Source organism: Microcoleus sp. N3A4 (genome assembly GCF_036701805.1).
GTDB lineage: Bacteria > Cyanobacteriota > Cyanobacteriia > Cyanobacteriales > Microcoleaceae > Microcoleus.
Genome location: NZ_JAUBRJ010000004.1, coordinates 31,181 through 53,983 on the forward strand (window position 1 = coordinate 31,181; position 22,803 = coordinate 53,983).

At 47.3% G+C, this 22,803-nt stretch carries 14 protein-coding genes; 7 read left to right on the forward strand and 7 right to left on the reverse strand.

Annotated features, from left to right (window positions below; all coding sequences use genetic code 11):
• The first annotated feature begins 249 nt into the window (after positions 1-249).
• Positions 250-1,305, forward strand: a complete 1,056-nt coding sequence (locus tag QUA56_RS03665; protein ID WP_333353367.1) for a UPF0104 family protein — start codon at positions 250-252, stop codon at positions 1,303-1,305.
• Between the two features lie 360 nt (positions 1,306-1,665).
• Complete coding sequence (locus QUA56_RS03670) at positions 1,666-7,662, forward strand: DUF4347 domain-containing protein (RefSeq protein WP_333353370.1); 5,997 nt, start codon at positions 1,666-1,668, stop codon at positions 7,660-7,662.
• 168 nt (positions 7,663-7,830) lie between these two features.
• Here QUA56_RS03670 and QUA56_RS03675 read toward each other — a convergent pair whose 3' ends face one another.
• The 5 genes from QUA56_RS03675 to QUA56_RS03695 form a co-directional block, all read right to left on the reverse strand.
• Positions 7,831-8,580 (reverse strand): amino acid ABC transporter ATP-binding protein, encoded by a 750-nt coding sequence (locus QUA56_RS03675; protein WP_333353373.1) that lies wholly within the window; start codon positions 8,578-8,580, stop codon positions 7,831-7,833.
• A complete protein-coding gene (locus QUA56_RS03680) occupies positions 8,546-10,009 on the reverse strand; it encodes an ABC transporter substrate-binding protein/permease (RefSeq protein ID WP_333353375.1) in 1,464 nt (487 codons plus the stop codon). The genes QUA56_RS03675 and QUA56_RS03680 overlap by 35 nt, the downstream gene beginning before the upstream one ends.
• Before the next feature lie 297 nt (positions 10,010-10,306).
• Complete coding sequence (locus tag QUA56_RS03685; protein ID WP_333353378.1) at positions 10,307-12,139, reverse strand: iron uptake porin; 1,833 nt, start codon at positions 12,137-12,139, stop codon at positions 10,307-10,309.
• A 563-nt stretch (positions 12,140-12,702) separates the two neighbouring features.
• Positions 12,703-13,725, reverse strand: a complete 1,023-nt coding sequence (purM, locus tag QUA56_RS03690; RefSeq protein ID WP_333353381.1) for a phosphoribosylformylglycinamidine cyclo-ligase — start codon at positions 13,723-13,725, stop codon at positions 12,703-12,705.
• A 167-nt stretch (positions 13,726-13,892) separates the two neighbouring features.
• Entirely contained in the window at positions 13,893-14,078 is a 186-nt protein-coding gene (locus QUA56_RS03695; protein ID WP_333353384.1) for a hypothetical protein, read from the reverse strand.
• Between the two features lie 115 nt (positions 14,079-14,193).
• Here QUA56_RS03695 and QUA56_RS03700 point away from each other — a divergent pair, with 115 nt between their 5' ends.
• From QUA56_RS03700 to QUA56_RS03710, 3 genes are all read left to right on the forward strand, one after another.
• The gene (locus tag QUA56_RS03700; protein ID WP_333353386.1) at positions 14,194-15,294 is read left to right on the forward strand and encodes a septal ring lytic transglycosylase RlpA family protein; all 1,101 of its coding nucleotides are present in this window, start codon (positions 14,194-14,196) and stop codon (positions 15,292-15,294) included.
• Positions 15,295-15,498: 204 nt separating this feature from the next.
• Positions 15,499-17,085, forward strand: a complete 1,587-nt coding sequence (locus QUA56_RS03705) for a bifunctional pantoate--beta-alanine ligase/(d)CMP kinase (protein ID WP_333353726.1) — start codon at positions 15,499-15,501, stop codon at positions 17,083-17,085.
• 360 nt (positions 17,086-17,445) lie between these two features.
• Entirely contained in the window at positions 17,446-18,384 is a 939-nt protein-coding gene (locus QUA56_RS03710) for a polysaccharide deacetylase family protein (RefSeq protein WP_333353389.1), read from the forward strand.
• A 20-nt stretch (positions 18,385-18,404) separates the two neighbouring features.
• On the opposite strand, the gene QUA56_RS03715 is transcribed toward QUA56_RS03710, so the two are convergent.
• Entirely contained in the window at positions 18,405-18,632 is a 228-nt protein-coding gene (locus QUA56_RS03715; RefSeq protein ID WP_333353392.1) for a hypothetical protein, read from the reverse strand.
• 189 nt (positions 18,633-18,821) lie between these two features.
• Positions 18,822-19,898: an FAD-dependent oxidoreductase gene (locus tag QUA56_RS03720; protein WP_333353395.1), complete on the reverse strand. Its 1,077-nt coding sequence runs from the start codon at positions 19,896-19,898 to the stop codon at positions 18,822-18,824.
• 414 nt (positions 19,899-20,312) lie between these two features.
• Between QUA56_RS03720 and QUA56_RS03725 the strand changes: the two genes are divergently transcribed.
• Positions 20,313-21,158 (forward strand): YaaW family protein, encoded by an 846-nt coding sequence (locus tag QUA56_RS03725; protein ID WP_333353397.1) that lies wholly within the window; start codon positions 20,313-20,315, stop codon positions 21,156-21,158.
• Between the two features lie 43 nt (positions 21,159-21,201).
• On the forward strand, positions 21,202-22,701 hold the full coding sequence (locus tag QUA56_RS03730) for an O-antigen ligase family protein (protein ID WP_333353400.1): 1,500 nt from the start codon (positions 21,202-21,204) through the stop codon (positions 22,699-22,701).
• The last annotated feature ends 102 nt before the right edge of the window (positions 22,702-22,803 follow it).

Consider the following 22,803-nt stretch of genomic DNA (forward strand, 5'->3'; position numbering starts at 1 on the left):
TGAGATATTGCACCATTCTCAATTACTTGTTTAGGAACAGGCTTTCCGGCCTGTTCCACAAAAATGTTGAGTTATTGTGGAACGGGCATCTTGCCCGTTCTTGACAAGGGTACAAGATTTAAGGTTAAACAGATTTATTCAGTCATATCATGCCGTGTAAATCAACCACAATTCCGCCTTAGCCCATCTAAAATATAAAATCTAAAACAGTATAACTTAATCCCAAATTCACGCATCAGGATTCCGAAAATGGGAAAACAACACTTGCATCGAATTCAGAATTTTTTCAACCTTGCGAAATCGCATTTAAAGCCTTATTTGCGCTATGTGATTTTGGGCGGGACGTTTTTATTTATTGCCAAAGCTTTGTTAACTCACTGGCGAGAAGTCGCGAATATCCGAATTCGAGCCGAAAGTTTTCCGTTGCTGGCGATCGCCCTTGGCGTCACTTTATTTTCTCTAATTTTTGTCGGCTGGGTGTGGATGTTGATTTTGCGGGAATTCCGCCAACCTGTAACTGCGGCGTGGGCGATTCAAGTTTTTCTCAAAACTAATATTGCCAAGTATTTGCCGGGGAATATTTGGCATTTTTGGGGTCGAATATTGGATGCCAAAAAGGCCGGGATTTTCCCGAAAGCTGCTACTCTCAGCGTGTTGCTGGAACCGCTGCTGATGGCTTCTGCTGGCGTTTTGATTGGGTTGATTTGTTTTGACAAATTCAATTGGTTTTTGCGGATTGTCGGTTGTGCTGCTATTTTAACGGCGATTCATCCCCGAATTTTAAATCCGATCGTCCTATTTGTAGAGCGGTTGAAGTTATCAAAGAACAATGGGGAAAATTCAAATACTGGGGAGGCGACAGGCGAGGGACTAAATATTCCTACAGAGTCTACTTCAAATATAGCTAAAAAAACATCGAATGTCAAGTCCCGCCGCCACATTAATTTGCCAATTAAACGCTATCCTTTAGTGCCGTTAATCGGACAAATGTGTTTTATCGGATTGCGGGGCTGCGGATTTTTGCTAACTGTAACGGCTTTAACTCCGGTGAACTTTAGCAATATTCCCAACTTGTTAGGTGCTTTTTGTTTTGCGTTTGTTGTCGGTTTAGTTGTGCCTGGTGCACCGGGGGGAATGGGAGTATTTGAAGCAACGGCGATCGCCCTGCTGTCCGATCGCTTTTCTACGGGTATAATTCTGAGTGCGGTGGCTTTGTATCGGATAATTAGCATTCTGGCGGATGTTTCCGGTGCATTTTTAGCTAAACTCGATCGGCAGCGCGATCGGGGAATAAAAAATAGGTGAATTTGTATTGTGTAATATCAATTCCGGTTGTATGGGAATTAATTTTACCCGAAATCAGGACACGGCTTGGCCTAAGTCCCTACAATCGATCGCGGTAGGGAAACGGCACTGCCGTGTCCTCTATATCATTCTGCGCGACATGAAACGCTGCGTACATAGACAACCGATGCTACCGGACAGGATCTGTACCCGCTAATTATACCGATTCTTTCTTAAAGTATTCATAAATTTAGAGTGCTTATTTCAGTAATTTTACGGAAGAAAAGCCGCTTGTTAAAGAAAAAGACTCAATATTTCCACGGTTGCTAAAACTGCGCGCCAAAGCATAAGCTTGCATAAAGCATTTTTAACAATCAGATTATGAACTCGATCGCGTTTATTGACAAGAGTGTATCTGACTATCAAATCTTGGCGGACGGTGCAATTTCGGGAACGGAAATTGTATTGTTAGATACCGCAGCGGACGGGATCGAACAAATTAGTTTAAGATTGCGCGATCGATCTTTTGGAGAAGTTCATATTATTTCCCACGGGGCGCCCGGATGCTTGCAATTGGGAAATACTCGGTTGAGTTGGGAAAGTTTGGGCGGGCTGAAATCGAAAATCGAAACGTGGGGGCGGGATCTCGCAGCAAATGCGGAAATTTTGATTTACGGGTGCAGGGTGGGTGCAGGGGCGATCGGGCGATCGTTCGTGGAAAGATTGAGCGAGTTAACAACAGCAAAAATTGCCGCTTCTGCCAATTTCACCGGGAGCCAAGAATTAGGTGGAGACTGGGAATTAGAAGTAACAACAGGGGAAATCACAGCGCCCAAAGCCTTTGATTCAGAAGCAATGGTGGCTTACAGCCACATTTTCAATCTTTTCAAGCTAGGCACAATTTATAACACAGGAAGCTTATACGCCCGAGCCGTCGCCGTAAGCGATTTTAATGGCGACACTTTCCCCGACTTGGCTGTGTCAACAAACAGCAGCGTCTCAATTTTACTGGGAAATAGTGCCAGTGAATTTCAAATTCAATCAATTACTGACTATAGCGCTGGGTCAGATCCGGGTTCGATTGTAGTGGGGGATTTTAATAACGATAACTTCCCCGACTTGGCTGTGGCAAATTTGGGTTCTAACAACGTCTCAATTTTACTGGGAAATGGTACGGGTAGCTTTAGTCCTGCTACCAACTATGACGTGCAATCAAATCCGAGGTCGATTGCAGTGGGCGACTTTAATCAAGATTCATTCACCGACTTGGCTGTGGGAAATTACGGCCCCAATAACGTCTCAATTTTACTGGGAAATGGTACGGGTAGCTTTAGTCCTGCTACTCACTCTTACATCCCAGTAAATCCGATTTCGATGGCAGTGGGCGACTTTAATCAAGATTCATTTCCCGACTTGGCTGTAACAAATGATAACTCCAACAATGTCTCAATTTTGCTGGGGAATGGTACAGATAGCTTTAGTTCTGTTACCAACTATAATGTGGGGTCAAATCCGCGCTCAGTTGTAGTAGGTGACTTTAATAAAGATTCATTCCTTGATGTGGCTGTGTCGAATTCTGGCTCCGACAATATCTCAATTTTGTTGGGAAATGGTACGGGTAGCTTTAGTTCTGCTACTAACTATTATGCGGGAATCAGTCCGGGTCAACTTATAGTGGGTGATTTCAATCAAGATTCTTTCTTGGACTTGGTTGTAGCCAATCCGAGTTCCACCAACATTTCAATTTTGCTGGGAAATGGTACGGGTAGCTTTAGTTCTGCTACCAACTATTACAGCGGATTATCACCGGGTTCCATTGCAGTGGGCAACTTCAATAGCGATGCCTTAACCGACGTAGTTGTTGTCAACAGTACCAACTTATCGGTTCTTTATGGTAGACCATCTGTAAATTTCGGGGCTGCCAATTACACGGTTGCTGAAGGCGGAACACCATTTCTGAATATTCCTATCACTCTCAGCGGAGTTCCAAGTGAGAACGTATTGGTCGAAATCAAGCGTGGTGCTATACCTGCAGGCAGTGTCGCCGCTACTGAAGGTTCCGACTACACGCTAAACAATTATGTTAGTTTCTCCGGAGGAACGACTGAACTCACTCAAAATCTTCAACTTAATGTTTATTCGGACTATTTACCTGAAACAGATGAAATAGTTGTCCTTGAATTAAACTATGTTCAAGGTGCGAACATGGGGACAATTTCACAAACTACGCTGACGATTCCAGCTAACGGCTTATCCTATCGCTTAAGCAATTTTACTCCGAGTCAAATATTTGAAGGCAATACAGGCATGACTCTTGCCACCTTCTTTGTTGAGCGCAATATTGAAGCAAGCAATGCCGCCAGTACCGTTGACTATACGATTACAGGAACGGCTGACAGCGCTACGGACTACACTGGTGTCATTTCCGGTACTCTCAGCTTCCTTCCCGGTGAAGGATATAAGGGGATACCCATCAATATTATCGGAGATAGTTCGATAGAACCTGATGAAACTATTACCGTCACCATATCAAATCCCCGAATCACAGATCCTCTTCCCGCTCCCGATCCTGTAATTGATATTGCTAGCTATACGCTTACAATTATTAATGATGACTTCTACGTCCCTGGCATTAAGGTAAATCCGATCGCAGGTTTAAACACCACAGAAGCCGGAGGAACGGCAACTTTTACCGTCGCACTCGACTCGCAGCCCACTGCGCCCGTCTCGATCGCTTTAAGCAGTTCCAATACCGCCGAAGGAACCGTTTCTACTAATAGTTTGACCTTCGATCCAACTAACTGGAGTATTCCGCAAACAGTAACAGTCACCGGTGTTGACGACAGCGCAGCCGACAGCCTGCAAACTTACACTATTGTCACCGCCCCTGCTGTCAGCACTGACACCGATTACAGCAATCTCAATGCGGATGATGTCAGCGTCACCAACTCCGACAACGAAACTCCGGGCATTACCGTCAATCCGACATCGGGATTAGTTACCACAGAAGCGGGCGGTACTGCTAATTTTAATGTAGTTTTGAACACGCAGCCTACCGCCCCCGTGACGATCGACTTAACCAGTGACAATTCCGCCGAAGGAACGGTTTCTACTAATAGTTTGAGCTTCACTCCGAATAACTGGAATTTACCGCAAACTGTCACTGTAACCGGTGCAGACGATCGCATTGCTGACGGATCTAGCACTTATCAAATTATCACCGGTGCCGCTACCAGTACCGACAGCAATTACAGCAATCTCAATCCTCCCGATGTCAGCCTCACCAATACCGACAACGATACCGCAGGCGCTAGCATCAGTAACAACTCCACGACAGCCACAGAAGGCGGTGCAGCGGGAAGTTACAGCATTCAGTTAAATTCGCAGCCGATCGCACCTGTTACAGTTAGTTTCAATCCGGGAAATCAAATCGATGCGATCGCCCCAATTGTCTTTGACAGCACCAACTGGAATGCGCCTCAAACCGTGACTGCAACTGCAAAAGATGACGCGGTTGTCGAAGGCGCGCATACGGGTTCGATCGCCCATACAGCCACCAGTACCGATCCTAAATATAGCGGAATGGCGATCGCACCCGTTAGCGTGGCGATCGCCGATAACGACATCGCACCGACTCCTACACCAGCAGCGCCGACTCCGACACCAGCGGTAACGCCGACTCCTACACCAGCGGTAACGCCGACTCCGACGCCAGCAGTAACGCCGACTCCTACACCAGCAGTAACGCCGACTCCTACGCCAGCGGTAACGCCGACTCCGACACCAGCAGTAACGCCGACTCCTACGCCCAATAACGAAAGTGCGATCGTCAGTTTTTCCCAACCGATTTACTCAGTAAATGAAAGCAGATTGTCGATCGTTCCCGCAACTATTAGTTTGACTCGCAGCGGCAATCTCAACAATTCTTCCCAAGTACAAATAACTTATCCAACCGGTTCGGCAACTGGGGATTTAGATTGGAATACTCCCCCTGAATTTTCACCCGTCATTACCTTCAATCCCGGCGAAACTCGCAAAACATTTACCATTAATATTTTACCGGATGACCTGACAGAAGGTACAGAAGAATTGACCTTTGGAATCGCTGCCGGTGTCAATGCCAATATCAGTTCTCAAAATACGGCAACACTGCGAATATTAGATGCGGGTACTGCGTCAAATTCTCCGACTCCAACACCCGATCCGGCACCGACACCAACGCCGTCAAATACCCCAACTCCAACACCCGATATTACACCCACACCAACACCATCAAATTCTCCAACGCCAACACCATCAAATTCTCCGACACCAACACCAACACCAACACCGACACCAACGCCGTCAAATACCCCAACTCCAACACCCGATATTACACCCACACCAACACCATCAAATTCTCCAACGCCAACACCATCAAATTCTTCGACACCAACACCGTCAAATACCCCAACTCCAACACCCGATATTACACCAACACCAACACCGTCAAATTCTCCGACGCCAACACCATCAAATTCTCCAACGCCAACACCAACGCCGTCAAATTCTCCGACGCCAACACCGTCAATTACACCAACACCAACACCGTCAATTACACCAACACCAACACCATCAAATCTCCCCAACAATCCACCAATACTCAACAAAAATCCGATTACGACTCCGTGGAACTATTACACCTTCCGAGTCAGCAATTCATCGCAGTTTGAATATCAAGTTCCATCCGCTGCTTTTCTCGATCGCGATCGGGGAGATACCCTAACTTATTCAGCTACCCTACAAAACGGTCAACCTTTACCGAGTTGGCTCAATTTCAACCCCAATACCCGCACTTTTAGCGGTACAACTTCGACGTTGCAATCGCTGGAGATTAAACTAACTGCCACCGATCGAGCTGGTGCGAGTGCGAGCGATAAAATATTGCTGGCTATCTCTTCTAATGGTGTATTGATTGACAGTTACATTGCCGGGGCAACGCTGTTTTTAGATGCCAACAAAAACAGCATTCTCGACGCTAACGAACCATTTACGACTACGGGAAGTAGCGGTCAATTTGAGCTAGACATTCCCTTTGAAATATTCGATACCAACAAAAACGGCGAACTCGATCCGAGTGAAGGGAATTTAGTCGCGATCGGCGGCACAGATACCGCTACCGGTTTGCCTTTAGAAACTCCGGTTACTGCCCCTACCGATGCTACCGTCGTCACCTTATTAACCAGTTTAGTTGCTGATTTGAGCGATCGGGGAACTGACACTGAAATCGCTGCATCTCAAGTGCTATCTGCCCTTGCTTTGCCTGCTAATATCGACCTCCTAAATTTCGACCCGATCGCCGCGACAAACACCAACCAACCGGGCGGAGTCGAAGTCTTGGCAGCAATGGTAAAAGTTCAAAATTTCATCACTCAAACTGCTAATTTAATTACCGGTGCTTCTACAGCCTCGATGGCAGCCATTACTCAGGAAGTTGTGAGTGCAATTGGCGATCGCATTCAATTTAATGGCGCTCTCAATTTCAGCAATGCTGTTACTTTACAGCAAATGCTAGAACAAGCAGCCGGGAAAACGCGGGCGATCGATCCAAATTTGGACTTGCAAAAAATCTTGCCAATTTCCCAGCAAGCTGCAACAGTTATGGCAGCAGCAAACCAGCGGGTAGACTCGGTTGTTGCTAAATTTATGCCGACAGCAATTCCCGCAGAAATAGCCCGCGTGCAAAAAGTAGCTTTAGGCGAAACTTCGCAGGATTTAAAAGCAGTAACTGCGGGAAATAAAACGATCGAACTTGCTGTTGCTGAAAATACGGAAGCCGCATTAACAAATCAAATTCAAGATACAACGCCACCGAACGCGCCAGCAGTTCCAGTTGTAACGGGGGAAGCAGAAATTACTAGCAATTCCCCCAATGCGATCGAAGGTACAAACGATGCCGACAACCTGATCGGCAGCAGTGGCAGCGATATTTTCATGGCCAAACGCGGCAGCGATTTCATCGACGGCAACAGCGGCGCAGATACCGTTTACGGAGGTAAAGGCAGCGATGTTTTACTCGGCAGTGAGGGCGACGATATCTTGTTTGGAAATCGCGGTGATGACAGTTTGATTGGAGGTGCGGGAAATGATAGTTTAATTGGCGGTGCTGGGAGCGATCGCTTTTTACTCTCCACCAATTCCGGTATCGATATTATTGCCGATTTTGAAGCTGAAAAAGATTTGCTAATTCTCGCTGATGGCTTGACATTCGAGCAATTAAATGTTATAGAAAACAACGGATCGGCTTTAATTCAGTTTGTGGAAACAGGAGAAATTATAGCTACTTTAACCGGAGTTTCTGTTAACACGATCGGCGCCGTCAATTTCAGCTTAATTTAAACAGGCTTACCGCTGGCCCGCGCCCGCAACAAACGGTGCGTCAGAACTCGACTTTTTGTGCCGATCGAGCATCTCAAACCTGACGCACCCTATCGCAACTTTCTCTTTCTCCTCTAACTCTGTGTCCTCTGTGTCCTCTGCGGTGAAAAACTCTAATTCTTATATGAATTAAAGCATCTTTTCCAGAAATTGCTTCGCCCGATCGCACTTCGGGTTAGCAAAAAACTCCTGCGGCGGCACATCTTCCGCCACCTTTCCGCCATCCAGAAACAATATGCGGTGGGCGACTTCCCGCGCAAATCCCATCTCGTGAGTGACGATCGCCATTGTAATGCCCGTTTGCGCCAAAGCTTTCATCACATCTAACACTTCCTTAACCATTTCCGGATCTAGTGCAGAAGTCGGTTCATCCATCAGCAAAATTTCCGGTTCCATAGCCAAGCAGCGCGCGATCGCCACCCGCTGTTTCTGTCCCCCCGACAGCTTAGAAGGATAAACATCCGCCTTATCTGACAAACCGACTTTTTCCAACAATTCCAATCCCTTTTGACGCGCTTCATCCTTAGCAACCTGCTTCACCTTTACAGGTGCATACGTCACATTTTGCAGTACCGTCATGTGCGGGAACAAGTGGAAATGCTGAAAAACCATCCCCACTTTTTGGCGAATTTTCATAATATCTGCCTTCGGCGCAGTAATATCTACTTCGTCAATGTATATATGCCCAGAAGTCGGAATTTCCAGTAAATTCAAACACCGCAAAAAAGTAGACTTGCCGCACCCCGAAGGGCCGATAATGGCAATCACTTCTCCTTTATGAATTTCAGTAGTTATCTCCCGCAAAACCTTCAGATTGCCAAAAGATTTATACAGGCGATCGACTTTAACTGCTAGTTTGGAGTCTGCGTTCGAGTACATTGGCCCCCCATGTTAAACTAAGCACCATCAAGTAATAAATTGCGCCGACAAATATCAAAGGTTCAAAGTAAATATACTTTTCAGCTCCTACAATTGTACCGCGCCGCAGCAAATCTTCTACACCAATTACTGAAACTAAAGCTGAGTCTTTCAACAAAGCAATACTTTCATTCACCAAGGCAGGCAAAATATTTTTTAATGCCTGCGGCAAGATAATGTCGCCCATCATCTGTTTGTAGGGAACGCCGAGGGATTCTGCCGCTTCTTTTTGTCCTTTATCTACAGCTTGAATTCCGGCGCGGATTGTTTCGGAAATATAAGCCCCCGAATTGAGGAAAAAAGTAATGACGCCAGCTTGCAGCGCAGATATATCATACCCCGTAAGCTGCGGCGTTGCAAAATAAACTAAAGTCAACTGCAAAATTAGCGGCGTTCCTCTAAAAATTGAAGTGTAGGCAGCGCCGAACCAAGCCAGCGGTTTAATGCTGGAAATTTTGAACAGAGACAGCACGATTCCCCAGAGAAATCCGAGAAATGCCGACAGCAGGGTAAATGTTAATGTTACCCAGATTCCGCCTAAAATATAAGGTAAATTCGGCACTATTTTGCCAAAATCCAACCCGAATTTTGCCGGTGCCGGAGACGGATTTGCTGAAGTCGCTTCTTGGGCGATCGGTCGAGAAAACCACTTAGTAGCTAGTTCCTTAATTTGACCGCTGGCTTTCATTTGCTGGAGGACTCGGTTAAATTCTGGAACTAATCTCGAACCTTTGCCAAAGGCGATCGCCGAACCGCTTTCCTCAGTATTGGGAATTGTATTAAATTCCAAGTCCGGGTTAGCTGCGGCATAACCCTTAGCAACAGTATCTTCGATCACCCCCGCAGCGAGCCGATTTGATTTAATTTCTTGAATGATATCAGGGATTTTATTCAGAGAAGCCACCTGCACCCCAGCCATTTTTTTTACCGCTTCCTGCTGAATGCTGCCGAGTTGAACGCCTACTTTTTTCCCGGTCAAATCTTCAGCTTTGGTCAGGTTGCTGCCTTTGTTGGCGACAATTGTATTTTGAGCTTCGTAGTAAAGGTCAGAAAAATCCACATTTTTTTTCCGTTCGGCCGTGGGAGTCATTCCAGCCATCACGATATCGGCTCGCCCCGCCTGCAAAGCCGGAATTAAGCCGTTAAAGTCCATGCCAATTACTTTAAGTTCGTAGCCCAATTCTTGAGTAATATATTTGGCAATATCGATGTCAAAACCGATAACTTCATTGCCGCTAACAGCCGTATCCTTATATTCGTATGGCGGGTAGTCGGGGGAAGTTGCCAGTGTTAAAGTCTTGTTGCCTTGCGCGTAGCTGGCGATCGCAATCAAACAAAAGGCGATCGCGATCGCCCCCGCCAGCACTGATTTTAATTTTAAACGTTTCATATCGAGCATTTTCCTGAAAAATCCCCTCGCCAACAAAATATTCGATTATTCACAATAATGTCACCAGTCTAAAGATAGATAACAGTGGTAGGGTGCGTCAGGTTTGAGATTCTTAATCAGCACAGAAAGTATGATTCTGACGCACCACTTGTTCAGCGGTGCGTCAGTTGTGAGATTGTCGGTTTGTAGCAAAAATAATGCTAACTGACGCACCCTACTTAAAGTAACTCACGCTCAATACTTAATCCGTGTATCCGTGTCAAAATCAGTGTTGTGCCTTCCTTTTTCTATAACATTTTAGAAAGTAAAGCTTGTCCGCAGAACTCCCACCCATGTTGTACCGTTATCCTTGTTGTGATCTGTATTGGTAATGACATAAACGCCCGGAGTAACGCTGATAAAATCGCTGACTTGAATCCGATACAGAGCTTCTACGTGAATAGAAGTAGCATTATCCTTGTTCTCTTTAATATCATTGCGAGTCACCTTTGGCGGGACGCCGACAATAATGCCGCCGACATTGCCTTCACCAAACAAATCAGGGAAAGCAAAAGTCACTCCACCGTTCCAAATATCCGCCTTTGCATCCCCGTCGGACAACTGCTGAGCATCTACATATCCCACCCACCCTGAAATATCAAATCGAGGCGAAGCCCGCCAACTTGCTTCAACGCCAAAATGGTTGCCTCTTGTCGCGCTTTGATTGAAAGGTTGATTGGCGTTATTGCTGCCAGTACCGAGAGAAAGATCGACATCATCTCTGCGGGAGTAGCTGCGGACGTAACTCAACGCTAAATCGAGCTCTGAACTTGGCGAGTAAGTGAGTTGAGCGATCGCCCCGTAGCTACCGTTAAAAAGTCCGTTGCCCTCTGTAGAATCAGCAGCGGTATTGGCAAGATAAGTCAAAGTTAAATTCAGTTTGTCGCTCAATAGGTGATTGATGGCAATTCCGGTTTCTCCGGGTGTATTGTAGATAGCGGGGTTGAATGCGCCAAAGCGAGAAACAGCGCCTTGAGCGGCACTATCAAAATAAGGGTTAATTAACGGAGCAACATCATCGGAAGTAAGTCCTTTTGCCCCTATTTCAACAGTGGTGCGGCCAATGGTAAACTGATAGCTGACTTTATCCAGAATGATTTGCGATCCGCTATCCCCGTCAAAGTTGGTGCGAGTCATGGGAGTGCCTGTAGTGCGATCGTACCTAGCACTATTTCTAGCTTGCAACCGAGTTCTCAAGCGGTCAGATCCGGTAAAGCTCGTATCGAAATTCAACCGCACTCGGTAGCCAAAGTTTGTATTAGTTTTATCCTCACCGACAGCACCGTCGCCAAAGGTATCGCCCACCGCAACAATAGTCTCTGCATTCAGTTTGGTAGTTGTCGAAAACTGATTGGCTTCGAGTTCGCTGGTGCGCGCTTCTAAAGCATCGACTCGACCCCGCAAAGCAGCCAACTCGGCGGCAAATTCTTCTTGCAAGCGTTGCAGTACGGCCAAGTCTTCTTTGGTGACCAAGTTGCCCGTTCCTCCAGAAATTAGCTTGGTAACTTGGTCTAAACAAGCGTTTAATCCAGCGGCAAATTCGTATCGAGTTAATGCTCGGTTGCCGCGATAGGTTCCGTCTGGATATCCCGCGATGCAGCCGTATCTTTCTACTAGGGATTGCAGGGCTTGAAATGCCCAATCAGTCGGCTGTACGTCGGATAGTTGAGATACTGATGTCACCTGACTCATAGAGCCGGCATCAAGCGGTTGGGATGGCGATTGCGGCTGCTGAGACGAATTATTGTCTGGCAGAGTTTCCGGGATTTCCGATTGCTTTAACTCGCTAGCAATGACTGAAGCGGGCGCTGCGGAATGTGATGCTGCGGTTAAATCGCTTTCCGAGGTTTCCGGTGTCGCGCCAGAGGCGAGAGTTTCCGGCGGCGCGGGAACTGATGCTGCTGGAGTTTGGGCGTCTGTTGGTTCGGGAAGTTGATGCTGCGGTTCCGCAAGGGCGATCGCATTTTCAGCATCGGGAATTTGCACGGGCGCCGCAGTTGTTTCTGCTGCAAAAACTGTGTTTTCTACCAGCAAGAGGTTGGCAAAGAAAGCTAGGCACAACCAGAAACATTCCCCAAAAACTTTTGACATTGTTGCTCTTCACATCTCTGATTAAGTGCATTTCGTGGCTCGCGAAACCGACATCGCCAATGGAGATTGTTAGATATCAAATCCGGTTGGTTGCTTGCAGTCCCGGCTGTTAAGTGCCAACCTAAATTCGCCTCGAACGGATCGGGAATGGGGTGCGATCGAGCAGCAGTGACTGCTTGACAGGCTTGAATTCGATCTAGAAGATGAGGCTAAGCAGATCGTTAATAAATGAATCTTACTGGCATTGGGAATTTTATTCTGTCAAATTGGATAGTTTTTCAGCCAGATTCCGCAGGCAAGCAGCTATAGCAACCATATTTATTTTTACTAATACTTGAATTTTAAAATCAAATCTTGTTAAAAAATCTGCCCTAAAAAGAAGGATTACCTATTGACTTTGCGTGATTTTTTGTGGTATATATTAAATAATAGGAGTGGTGGCAAAAATAAAAATTTTGCCACCACTCCCATTATTTAATTGTACTAGATCGAACTTTCAAAGTCAACCCTTTAACCCTAAAAAAAACGGCGCTTTTTTTTAATCCAATCAATAAAATTTAATTTTACCCCATCACTAATTCTCCGTTACCGTCAATAACTGCTCCGATCGCCCAAGCACCAATTCCCTGAGATTCAAACCATTTAACAGCCTGTTCTACTTCCCTGCGATCGACCAACAGCACAAAGCCAATCCCCATATTAAAAGTATTGAACATATCTGAATCAGCAACTTGGCCCGCTTCAGCAATCCAGTCAAAAATTGGCAATTTTTCCCAGCTATTGCCGTCAATTTTCACAGATTGATTTGCTCCCAAACAGCGGGGCAAATTTTCCGGCAAACCGCCGCCAGTAATGTGAGCCATGCCGTGAATTTCTAAACCGCTCTTAATTGCTTCGAGGACTGGTTTAACATAAATTGTAGTCGGAGTTAACAGCGCTTCTCCTAAACTTTTGCCGCCTAATTTTTCGGGTTGGGAATGCCAATCAAAACCCCGATCGCCCGCAATTTTTCTCACCAAACTAAAACCGTTGCTGTGCACGCCCGAACTCGCCAGCCCCACAGCCACATCTCCTACCCGCACCCGCGAACCGTCCAACAATTTGCTCTTTTCGACAATTCCCACGCAAAACCCCGCCAAATCGTACTCTCCCGCTTGGTAAAAACCGGGCATTTCTGCAGTTTCCCCTCCGAGCAAAGCACAGCCCGCTTGCTTGCAACCGTCAGCAATCCCGGCCACCACCGCAGCTAATTGTTCGGGATTTAACTTTCCCGTCGCTAAATAATCGAGAAAAAACAGGGGTTCGGCCCCGGATGTCAGCACGTCGTTGACGCACATCGCCACCAAGTCGATACCTACCGTGTCGTGCCGATCGAGATCGCGGGCCAATTTCAACTTAGTCCCAACGCCGTCAGTCCCCGAGACCATCACCGGCTCTTTTAAACCCTCCGGGACGCTGAAAAACCCGCTAAACCCGCCGAATCCGCCCAAAACTCCCGATCGGTGCGTGCTCTTGACCATACTCCCGATCCGCGAGACAAAAGCTCTGCCCGCCTCAACATCCACACCTGCTTCTCGATAATCCATAAGTCCGCCAAATCGATTTCCAGTTTTTAGTTTATGCCCATAACAGTTGACAAACAGCTTTTTTAAGACTACCCATTCGGCAACCCACGAAATACAATAATTTTTTGTAAATCTTTGTAAACTTTTCTGGAATCGCTGAAACGGCTGTAAGCACTGAAATCAAAGCATTATCTGAGACAGATATCTGTGAAGATTCGCTCGAATTTTGGTAAATTTCGTGCTGTGAGCGATCCCCAACCGCAAAAGTTTGTGGTAGTCTGTTGCAGTTCGTGAACAAAACACAAATTGCCGATCGCGTATGAGTTGTCAAGTGTCAGGGAAGTTTCCGCCAAATTTTTTTGGGGCTGAAGCATTAAAGCAAAAACGCACCCCGATACTTTGATTTGACTCACGGGGGAATGGCGAAGGGCAAGAGAGAAATCCTTGACGCCCGCCGCCAAACGGCCAATCCTCGAATCTCGGTTGGCAATGGCTATTCACAAAAATGGACGTATGAAGGAACAATTTGTTGGTGCTCTACTCGCTGTCCTGTTAGTTCCTGTGGTAGGAACGGCATCCTCTTGTCACGCACAAGCAACAGGTGCCGGCAAGCAAAACTCTCAGGATTCCAAGCAAGTAATTGCCACCCAACCGTCCCCGCAGTTAAACGCGACTCGGGTCGAAGCACAAAAAGTCGGACAGTATCAGTACCAAGCAAGAGCTGACATTGACCGAGACTCGATCGCCAAAATTCAGCCCCACGACTTGGGCGGGCGACAAGCAGCGACAGTCTACGTGCGAAACATTCCAGTCATCACCTTTCTGAACGCGAGTCCAGAAACAAACACCAAAATCGGAGAAACTGGCGACAGCAAAGCCGATGTTAGCAGTCAGTCGAAAGTAGCGGGCGCAAAAGAAAATCCTCAAGCTGGAAACATTGTTAGCAACTCCAACAACCAAGAACCCGATCCAGTGTGGCAGGCATCAAGCTTAGCAGCAAGACTCAACCAGCTAGCCCGCAACAACATCGATCCGAACAGCATTACCGTTAAGTGGGAAAAAGGCGATCGCTACATTATCCAGGCAAACGGCGAGGACTTGGTAAACATCAACGCCCAAACCATCCTCCCGGACACCACCCGCGACTTTAGCCGAGACGCGCTGCAAGCAACCAATCGCCTCCGCCGCCTCCTAGGCAACGCCCCACCCCTAGAAGCAGTCGCAGGCCAACCCCAACCAGAACCCCCCGTGCTGTCTCTGGGCCCAGTTCAATTGCGCCTCAGCGGCTGGGCTTCCTGGTACGGCCCGGGATTTGACGGCAACCTCAGCGCCAGCGGCGAGCGTTTTAACCAAAATGATTTGACCGCAGCCCACCGCAATTTGCCGTTCGGAACTAGAGTCATGGTGAGAAATCTCGACAACGGCCGCACCGTAGTCGTCCGCATTAATGACCGCGGCCCCTATGTGGGCGATCGGCTCATTGACTTGTCCGCCGGCGCCGCCAGCGTGCTGGGAATGATGAGCAGCGGCGTTGCGAGAGTGGAAATTGAAGTGATCGAACCGCAGCAGCAAACAACTGTTGGGCGCTGAACGGTACTTTCAGGCAGAATACATTAAAGTTATCCGAAGTGTAGAAGGCAGAAACTAGAATAAAACTCACATCTTGCACTCGTCGCTATAGTCCCACTCTCTTGTACGCGAGCTTGTTGCTAACATCGGTGCAAGATGTCAGATCGAACAAACTCTGACAAACAAATTCTGTATTCTGCCGAATGCCTTCAGGAGATTCTACCGGTGCGCCTGTTTACTACAATTGCAGCACTTCGCTGCTACTTAAATTCACAAAAGTCTGCAGCACCTAATTTGACAGTCGGTTTAGTGCCGACGATGGGAGCTTTGCACGCAGGACATTTGAGCTTGATCCAGCGGGCAAGGCAAGAAAATGCGATCGCCCTGGTCAGTATTTTTGTTAACCCGCTGCAATTTGGGCCGACAGAAGATTTTCAAGATTATCCTCGGAATTTCGAGCAAGACCGGCTGTTGTGCGAACAAGCTGGGGTTGATGTCATATTTGCTCCCTCAGCAACTGAAATGTTCGGCAACCAAGCGGTCTATCGCACTGAAAAAGAGAAAACCGCCCAACAACAGATTAACCTTTCATCCTTAACTCAAGTAGTGCCGCCGCCGGCGATGACATCGGTTTTGTGCGGCAAGTCGAGGCCCGGTCATTTTCAGGGCGTAGCGGCAATTGTGACTAAACTTTTGAGTTTGGTGCAGCCGACAAAAGCTTATTTCGGTCAGAAAGACGCCCAGCAGCTAGCCATTATTCGGAAGCTGGCCTTTGATTTTAACTTGCCTGTAGAGATTGTCGCTTGTCCGATCGTCCGCGAAGAGTCGGGACTGGCAAAGAGTTCTCGCAATCAGTATTTAACAGCAGAGCAAAAACAGCAAGCCTCCGTACTCTACCGCGCGCTGCAACAAGCCTCGGAAACTTTTTATTCAGGCGACCGTAGCGGAGCGGCCGCACTCGCTGCGGCGCGCGCAGCAGTCGCAGGAGAGCCGGCAGTCAAGCTCGAATACGCCGAACTCGTCGATCCCGACACTTTGACGCCGTTGCAGGTTGTGGAAACAGCGGGACTTTTAGCCGTAGCAGCCAGAGTCGGCTCTACTCGCTTGATTGACAACATAATTCTCAGGAACCGGCGGCCAATTGTGGCGATCGACGGCCCGGCGGGAGCTGGCAAATCAACCGTAACTCGCCTTGCAGCAACAGCTTTGAACTTGTTTTATCTCGATACCGGTGCGATGTATCGGGCGCTGACTTGGCTGGCATTGAAAACAGGCACGCCGATTTCCGACGAATGCGCGATCGCCGAATTAGTCAGTTCCAGCTATTTGGAATACAACCTCGATCCCGCATCAAAGATGCTGAAGATTAACGGCGAAGACGTAACCGAGGCAATTCGCAGTTTGGAAGTGACATCCCGCGTCTCGGAAATGGCGGCAATTCCCGCCGTGCGACAGTTTCTGGTGGAGGAACAGCGGCGCTGCGGCACAAAAGGCGGAATTGTGGCAGAAGGCCGCGATATCGGCACTAACGTGTTTCCCGATGCGGAACTGAAGATTTTTTTGACGGCTTCGGTACAAGAGCGATCGCGCAGGCGGCTGTTAGAACTTAAAGACACCGATCGGGCTAATATTAGCTTGGCACAGTTGGAACAAGACATCGCCCTGCGAGACGAAAAGGACAGCACCCGCGAGGTTGCACCTTTACGCAAAGCGGCAGATGCTGTGGAAATTCAAACAGACAATCTGACTGTTGCCGAAGTTATCGATCGGATTGTCGGCTTGTACAAGGAGAAAATCGGCCTTAAAAGTTAATTTGAGGACTGGCGGGCATCGATCGCCCCTCATATCAAATCCGGTTAAATCAACTTGCAGCGTTAGGTACGGACGCGGGCCGGGGCCTGAGTCCCTAAGAATATAACTTGCCATTAACCGGATTGGAGCGCCGTCCCTCTTGGTAGGGGGAAATTTCAACCATCCCCCGTTTTCATGGGTTAGGGGATTTCTTGCATACAAGTCTTAATTTTTTTTATCCTGACGGACTTCCCCGCGATCGGTTATTTCCAGTAGTATTTTTAGGGGCAATCCAATTTAAGATTATTCTCTTAAGTGGATTAACTTGATATCAACATAAAATCTAAAATTAACTGTGTAAGGTGTGAAGGAGAGAATGACGTGACAAAATTGAAACGGTTGTTGATGAGGCAGCGAAAAAATTTAATCGTTGCTTTTATGGCCGCTGCAGGCAGTTTTTTGCTGGGTGTGACGTTGCCGATGAACTTGCGCGCAACTGGGCCATTAGAACCTATGCAGGCGAAAGTCTTGGCCGTTTCTCAGTCGCAAGAACAACAGCCGAGCTCCAATATTAATCAGTTCTCCGAGGCGATCGCCCATCGAGTTGAGTTTTCCGAACAGGCTCTAGCCCAATTGCAGGAAACCCGCTTTCAATCAGGCGTACCGTCCGAGTTTAAAGGTACAAGCATTCGTGAGGCGAAACTCGACTCCCAGCACAAGGCGATCGCCCTGACATTTGACGACGGCCCCTGGCCGAAAACAACTACACAAATCCTAGATATTCTCAAGAAAAACAATATTAAAGCTACATTCTTCTGGGTAGGAAGATACCTGAAAAATTCTCCAGAGCTTGGCAAACAAGTCGCTGCTGCAGGTCACGCGATCGGCAACCACACTTGGAACCATGAATACCTTCAGTATAACGAAGAGGGCGCCGCTCGCGAGATCGATCGCACGTCATCGTTAATTGAGGATTTGACCGGCATCAAAACATCGATTTTCCGCCCGCCAGGAGGCATTTTAAACAATGGATTGGCAGCTTACGCACAGAAGAAAAATTATGCAGTTGTGCTGTGGTCTGCTGATTCTTTAGATTGGCGCACTCCTACGGAATCTTTGATGGACAACGTGATGAGACAGGCAAATTCCGGCGGTATTGTGTTGATGCACGACGGCGGCGGCAATCGATCGAGGACTGTAAAAGCTTTGCCTGATATTATTGCTAAACTGAGAAAAAAAGGGTACATTTTCGTAACAGTTCCCGAGTTATTGCAGATGCAAGAACAAGAGTTAAAACACCAAGAAACCGCACATAAATAACTATTTGGAAAAGAGGGACTTTACACCATTTTTCCATTTTTTTGTAGGTCGTTCGATCGATTTTTCATAACTATATCGCGCAGGTGAAGGTTAATCGCAGTTATAAAATTAATACAGAGACGGCTGCGGTCATCCCTACCTCCTGCCACCGCGTACACCAAACCGCGCCTATATTCATGCCGGACGGTACGATCGCGTTTGAGGGCAAGGTAATCTTCGGGGCTAAAACCAGACGGAATGGCAATCATAGCGTTCGAGGCAAAATCGATACCTTAACTGTAGCCATATTACCAATTTAGGCTGGAATCTAATACTAATTCTCAAAACTCATGCAACAGTATTTGTAGGGTGCGCCGCCACCCTTAAATCTTAAAGAATATCCACAATCTTTGAGCGACGCACCCGGAGTTCAGGTGAGCGTAAAAAAACCACACTTATCATTGTTGCAAGACTTTGGATAATTGGTATAACGGCAAATTTTGCAATTGGGAATTAACCCAATTAGCCGCCGCCAAACCCGATCGCAAAGCACCCTCTATTTGACCTTCCCCGCACAAATCCCCCGCACAAACCAGCGGCAAATTCCCCCCAGCAGGCAAACAAGAAACAGGCAAAGGATTTCGACAAAAAGCATAGCGCCAGCGGTGAACCTGCAACCATTCCGGCTGTTTCAGCCAAGGGATTAAATATTCAGAAGTGCGATCGAGCAATTCTTGACCGACTGTTGGCAAATCAACTGATTCTAGATGGCGATCGGCAAAATTTGCGCTGCTGTGAACCACAAACACCGGCTGCTGCAGATCGAGCCGCTTGCTGCTATCTAAACCAACCCAAGCTAAATCAGCATCATCGGGAAAAGAAACAGCTTGCCACTGCGGATTTAGATTGCTCAAATCTGATTTTCGTTCCGCAGAATAGCCAGCCATCACCGCAATACAAGGGTCGTACTCCACGGAACGCAATTTGTCAAGAAAATCGGGCGAAAAACCCATTTCAGAATTCAAAAACATTAAAGCTTGAGGAGCAGGAATTGCCACCACCACAGCCTTAGCAATCAATTCTTGAGGTATCTCTAAATTGTCGTCGGTAACTTCCAGGGAAAGATGCCACATTTGGCTGTCGGTACGAGAAATAGCTTTGACGCGGCGGCCGTACCAAATATCTAAATCCTCAGCCAGATACTTACCCACAGCATTCATCCCAGCAGGTGCGACATAACAAGAACTAGGAATAGAGAACATTTCTCCTTGTCGGAATTCTCCCACACGATCCGTCCAGAGTTTGAGGATGTGCCGATCGACCAAAACCTCAATTAACCCCTGCACCGCATCTCCCTGCGGCTCCAAATAGCGAGCCCCGTGATCGGCCCTAGTGCCGTGCACGCGGCGAGTAGCGACTCGTCCCCCCGCACCGCGAGATTTCTCAACAACCGCCACAGAATAGCCAGCGAGGCGCAACTGTTGAGCGCAAATCAGCCCCGCCATCCCCGCACCGATCGCCACAACATCGAACATAATTAGTCATTAGTCAGTGGTCAGCAGTCAGCAGTCAGCAGTCAGCAGTCAGCAGTCAGTAGACATCTGGAAAAACTATTGTGGCGAGTAGGGGTTAGGTATCCTGCCTGCCTTTAACTAGGTTTTCAGTTTTCTGTCTAGTTATCAGTTTAAAGGCTGCGCGGGAAGTATTTGTGCAATATGTCAGTTTAGTTTGCGGCGAAACCCTGAGAGCCGTAGCTTGCGGGGCCCAACGCCATCGTCCTGCGCCAGGTAGTAGAATAGGGTGTGGCACGAATCGACAGGTCAGACCAGTTTAAAAAAATGTAGCGCTCGGCAAGTCCCACAGGGCGATCGTTACTAAGCGACAATCTAAAATCTAAAATCTAAAATCTAAAATCTAAAATCTAAAATGGTATACCGGAGGGCAAAATTTTGGACGAACTGAGAGCAGCACTAGAATTGACAACAGAAGAAGAATTGCAGCAACTAACAGAACTTCTGTTCAGCCGCAAGTTTAACCCTTTAGATTACGTGCAAACCCCCGCACCCATAGACGTACAAAGTCGCGATCGCCAAGCATGGCTAGACGCCGTAGAGCAGCGGTTTCGCTATCTTGCAGCCGACGGGTTGACGGTACTCAGAGGGCGAACCGAACAAGTAACTTACAGACAAGCACTAATTCAAGTTTGCCACTATCTCAAAATCCCTTATCCCAAACAGTTGTCAACCACCGACTTAGAGGCCGAAGTATTTCTGCACTTAATGGGCCGCGCCTGGAAGGGTTTGCCGGCCCACGAACAGCAAGCGCTGACAGTGCGCGTACAGCGAGCGATCGTTGATTCTAAACTCTCAGAACCCCTGCCAATTTCTGCTGAAAAAGACCCGCTGGGTTTACTGTTCAAAGGCGGCAGCGCTTTAGCTGTCAGTTCCATCTTAAAACCAATGCTGCTCAAACTGATGGCAAATCAATTTGCGCTGCATTTTGCCACCTATCAAATGGCAAAACAAGGAGTGATTGCAGGGACTGCAACCGCAGCAACCCAGTTTCAAAATTATGTCGCAATTCAGACGGCGCGGCGCGGTATGGCCGTGAGTGCGGCTCGTTACGGTGCGACGCGGAGCGTGTTTTCGTTGCTCGGCCCGGTGATGTGGACTTGGTTTTTTGCGGATTTGGGTTGGCGATCGATTTCCACGAACTACGGCCGGATTATCCCGACCATTTTTGCCTTAGCTCAAATTCGATTAACGCGATCGGAATGCGTTTGGGAACTAGCTTAACGATTGTAGATTTTAGATTGTAGATTTTAGATTGGGAGTGTGGGTGAAAATCAAAAATCGGTTGAAATTAGCTGCCAAACTGACAGCCGAAAATCTCAAGTCTCGCCTCCAAAAACATCCCGATCGCCGCCTGCAAATCCCTTGGAATTTTGCTCAATTTGGGATGCTGATTTTTCCCTTAATTCCGATTTTGGGAGCTTTAGGTTTATTACTGGGATTGGCCGGCACTTGCAAGCAAAAGTTCCGTCAAATTAGTCGCCGCCCGCTGAATCGAGGATTCGCAATTCTAAGCGCCCTGCTAGTCATCACAGCGGTTTTTGCCAACAACCGCATCGAGGCTTTTTTAGGGTTGTGCAATTTCTTGCCGTTCTTTATATTGTTTGCCGCTTTCAGCAATTTAATTCAAACTCCGGCTCAATTGCGGCAATTGTCTTGGACGATCGTAATTAGTTCAATTCCCGTGATAATTTTAGGTCTGGGACAGCAATTTTTAGGTTGGAGCGGCATCGATAGATTGCAGCCTGTTTTTGGCTGGGTACTCGAACCTACGGGCAATCCCCCCGGTCGCATGGCTTCTGTATTTATGTACGCAAATATTTTAGCTTGCTATCTGACAATTGCTTTTATTTTAGCACTGGGACTGTGGATGGAAGAAGTCAGTTGTCAGTTGTCAGTTGGCCGTCGTCAGTTGGCAGTTGTCAGTCGTCACCGCTTACCAATTCCCAATGCCCAATTCCCAATTCCCAATTACCGCTTCCTATTTTTAAGTTTGGCCGTGGTGGGAAATGCTGTTGCTTTGATTTTTACTAATTCTCGCAATGCTTGGGGGCTGGCAGTTTTGGCAGTTTTGGCTTTTGCATTTTATGCGGGTTATAAAAAATTATTAGCTGCGGTTTTTAGTGCGGTTGGTGCAGTTTTTTTGTCGGCGTTTGGCCCGGAACCTTTACGGCAGTATTTACGAAGAATTATCCCGGCTTTTTTCTGGGCCAGACTCACCGATGAGATGTTTCCAAATCGGCCGACAGCTACTTTGAGAAAAACTCAGTGGGAATTTGCTTGGTCGATGACTCAGCAGCGTCCTTGGACTGGTTGGGGATTGCGAAATTTTACGCCTCTCTATCAAGCTCAGATGCACGAATGGCTAGGTCATCCTCACAGTTTGATACTGATGTTGACGGCAGAAACGGGAATACCGGCAACGGTTTTGTTGTTTGGTTTAGTTGGTTGGGTTTTGGCTAGGGGTGTTTTGCTGCTGGCGAATTGGCCGCTTTTTCCTGCGGATATTAAACCGGAGCAAATAGCAGCACTGGAAAAAGCGGAAAATGCTTTAGTTGTCAATCAAAAATCAATATTTATTAGCACAAATCAGGTAGTTGGTCAAGATGTAAGAGTAACCGATCGCCTAATTTTTTTCAGTTATTTATTAGCCTTCGCAGCCTGTACGCTATTTAACACTGTAGATGTGACGCTGTTTGATTTCCGAGTCAATACTACAAGCTGGTTGCTGTTGGCGGCGATTTGCGGAGTCAGCCAGAGGGAATAGGGCATCGGGTATCGGTTATTGGTTATTGGTTATTGGTTATTGGTTATTGGTTATTGGTTATTGGTTATTAGAACGAACAACCAACAACCAACAACCAACTAA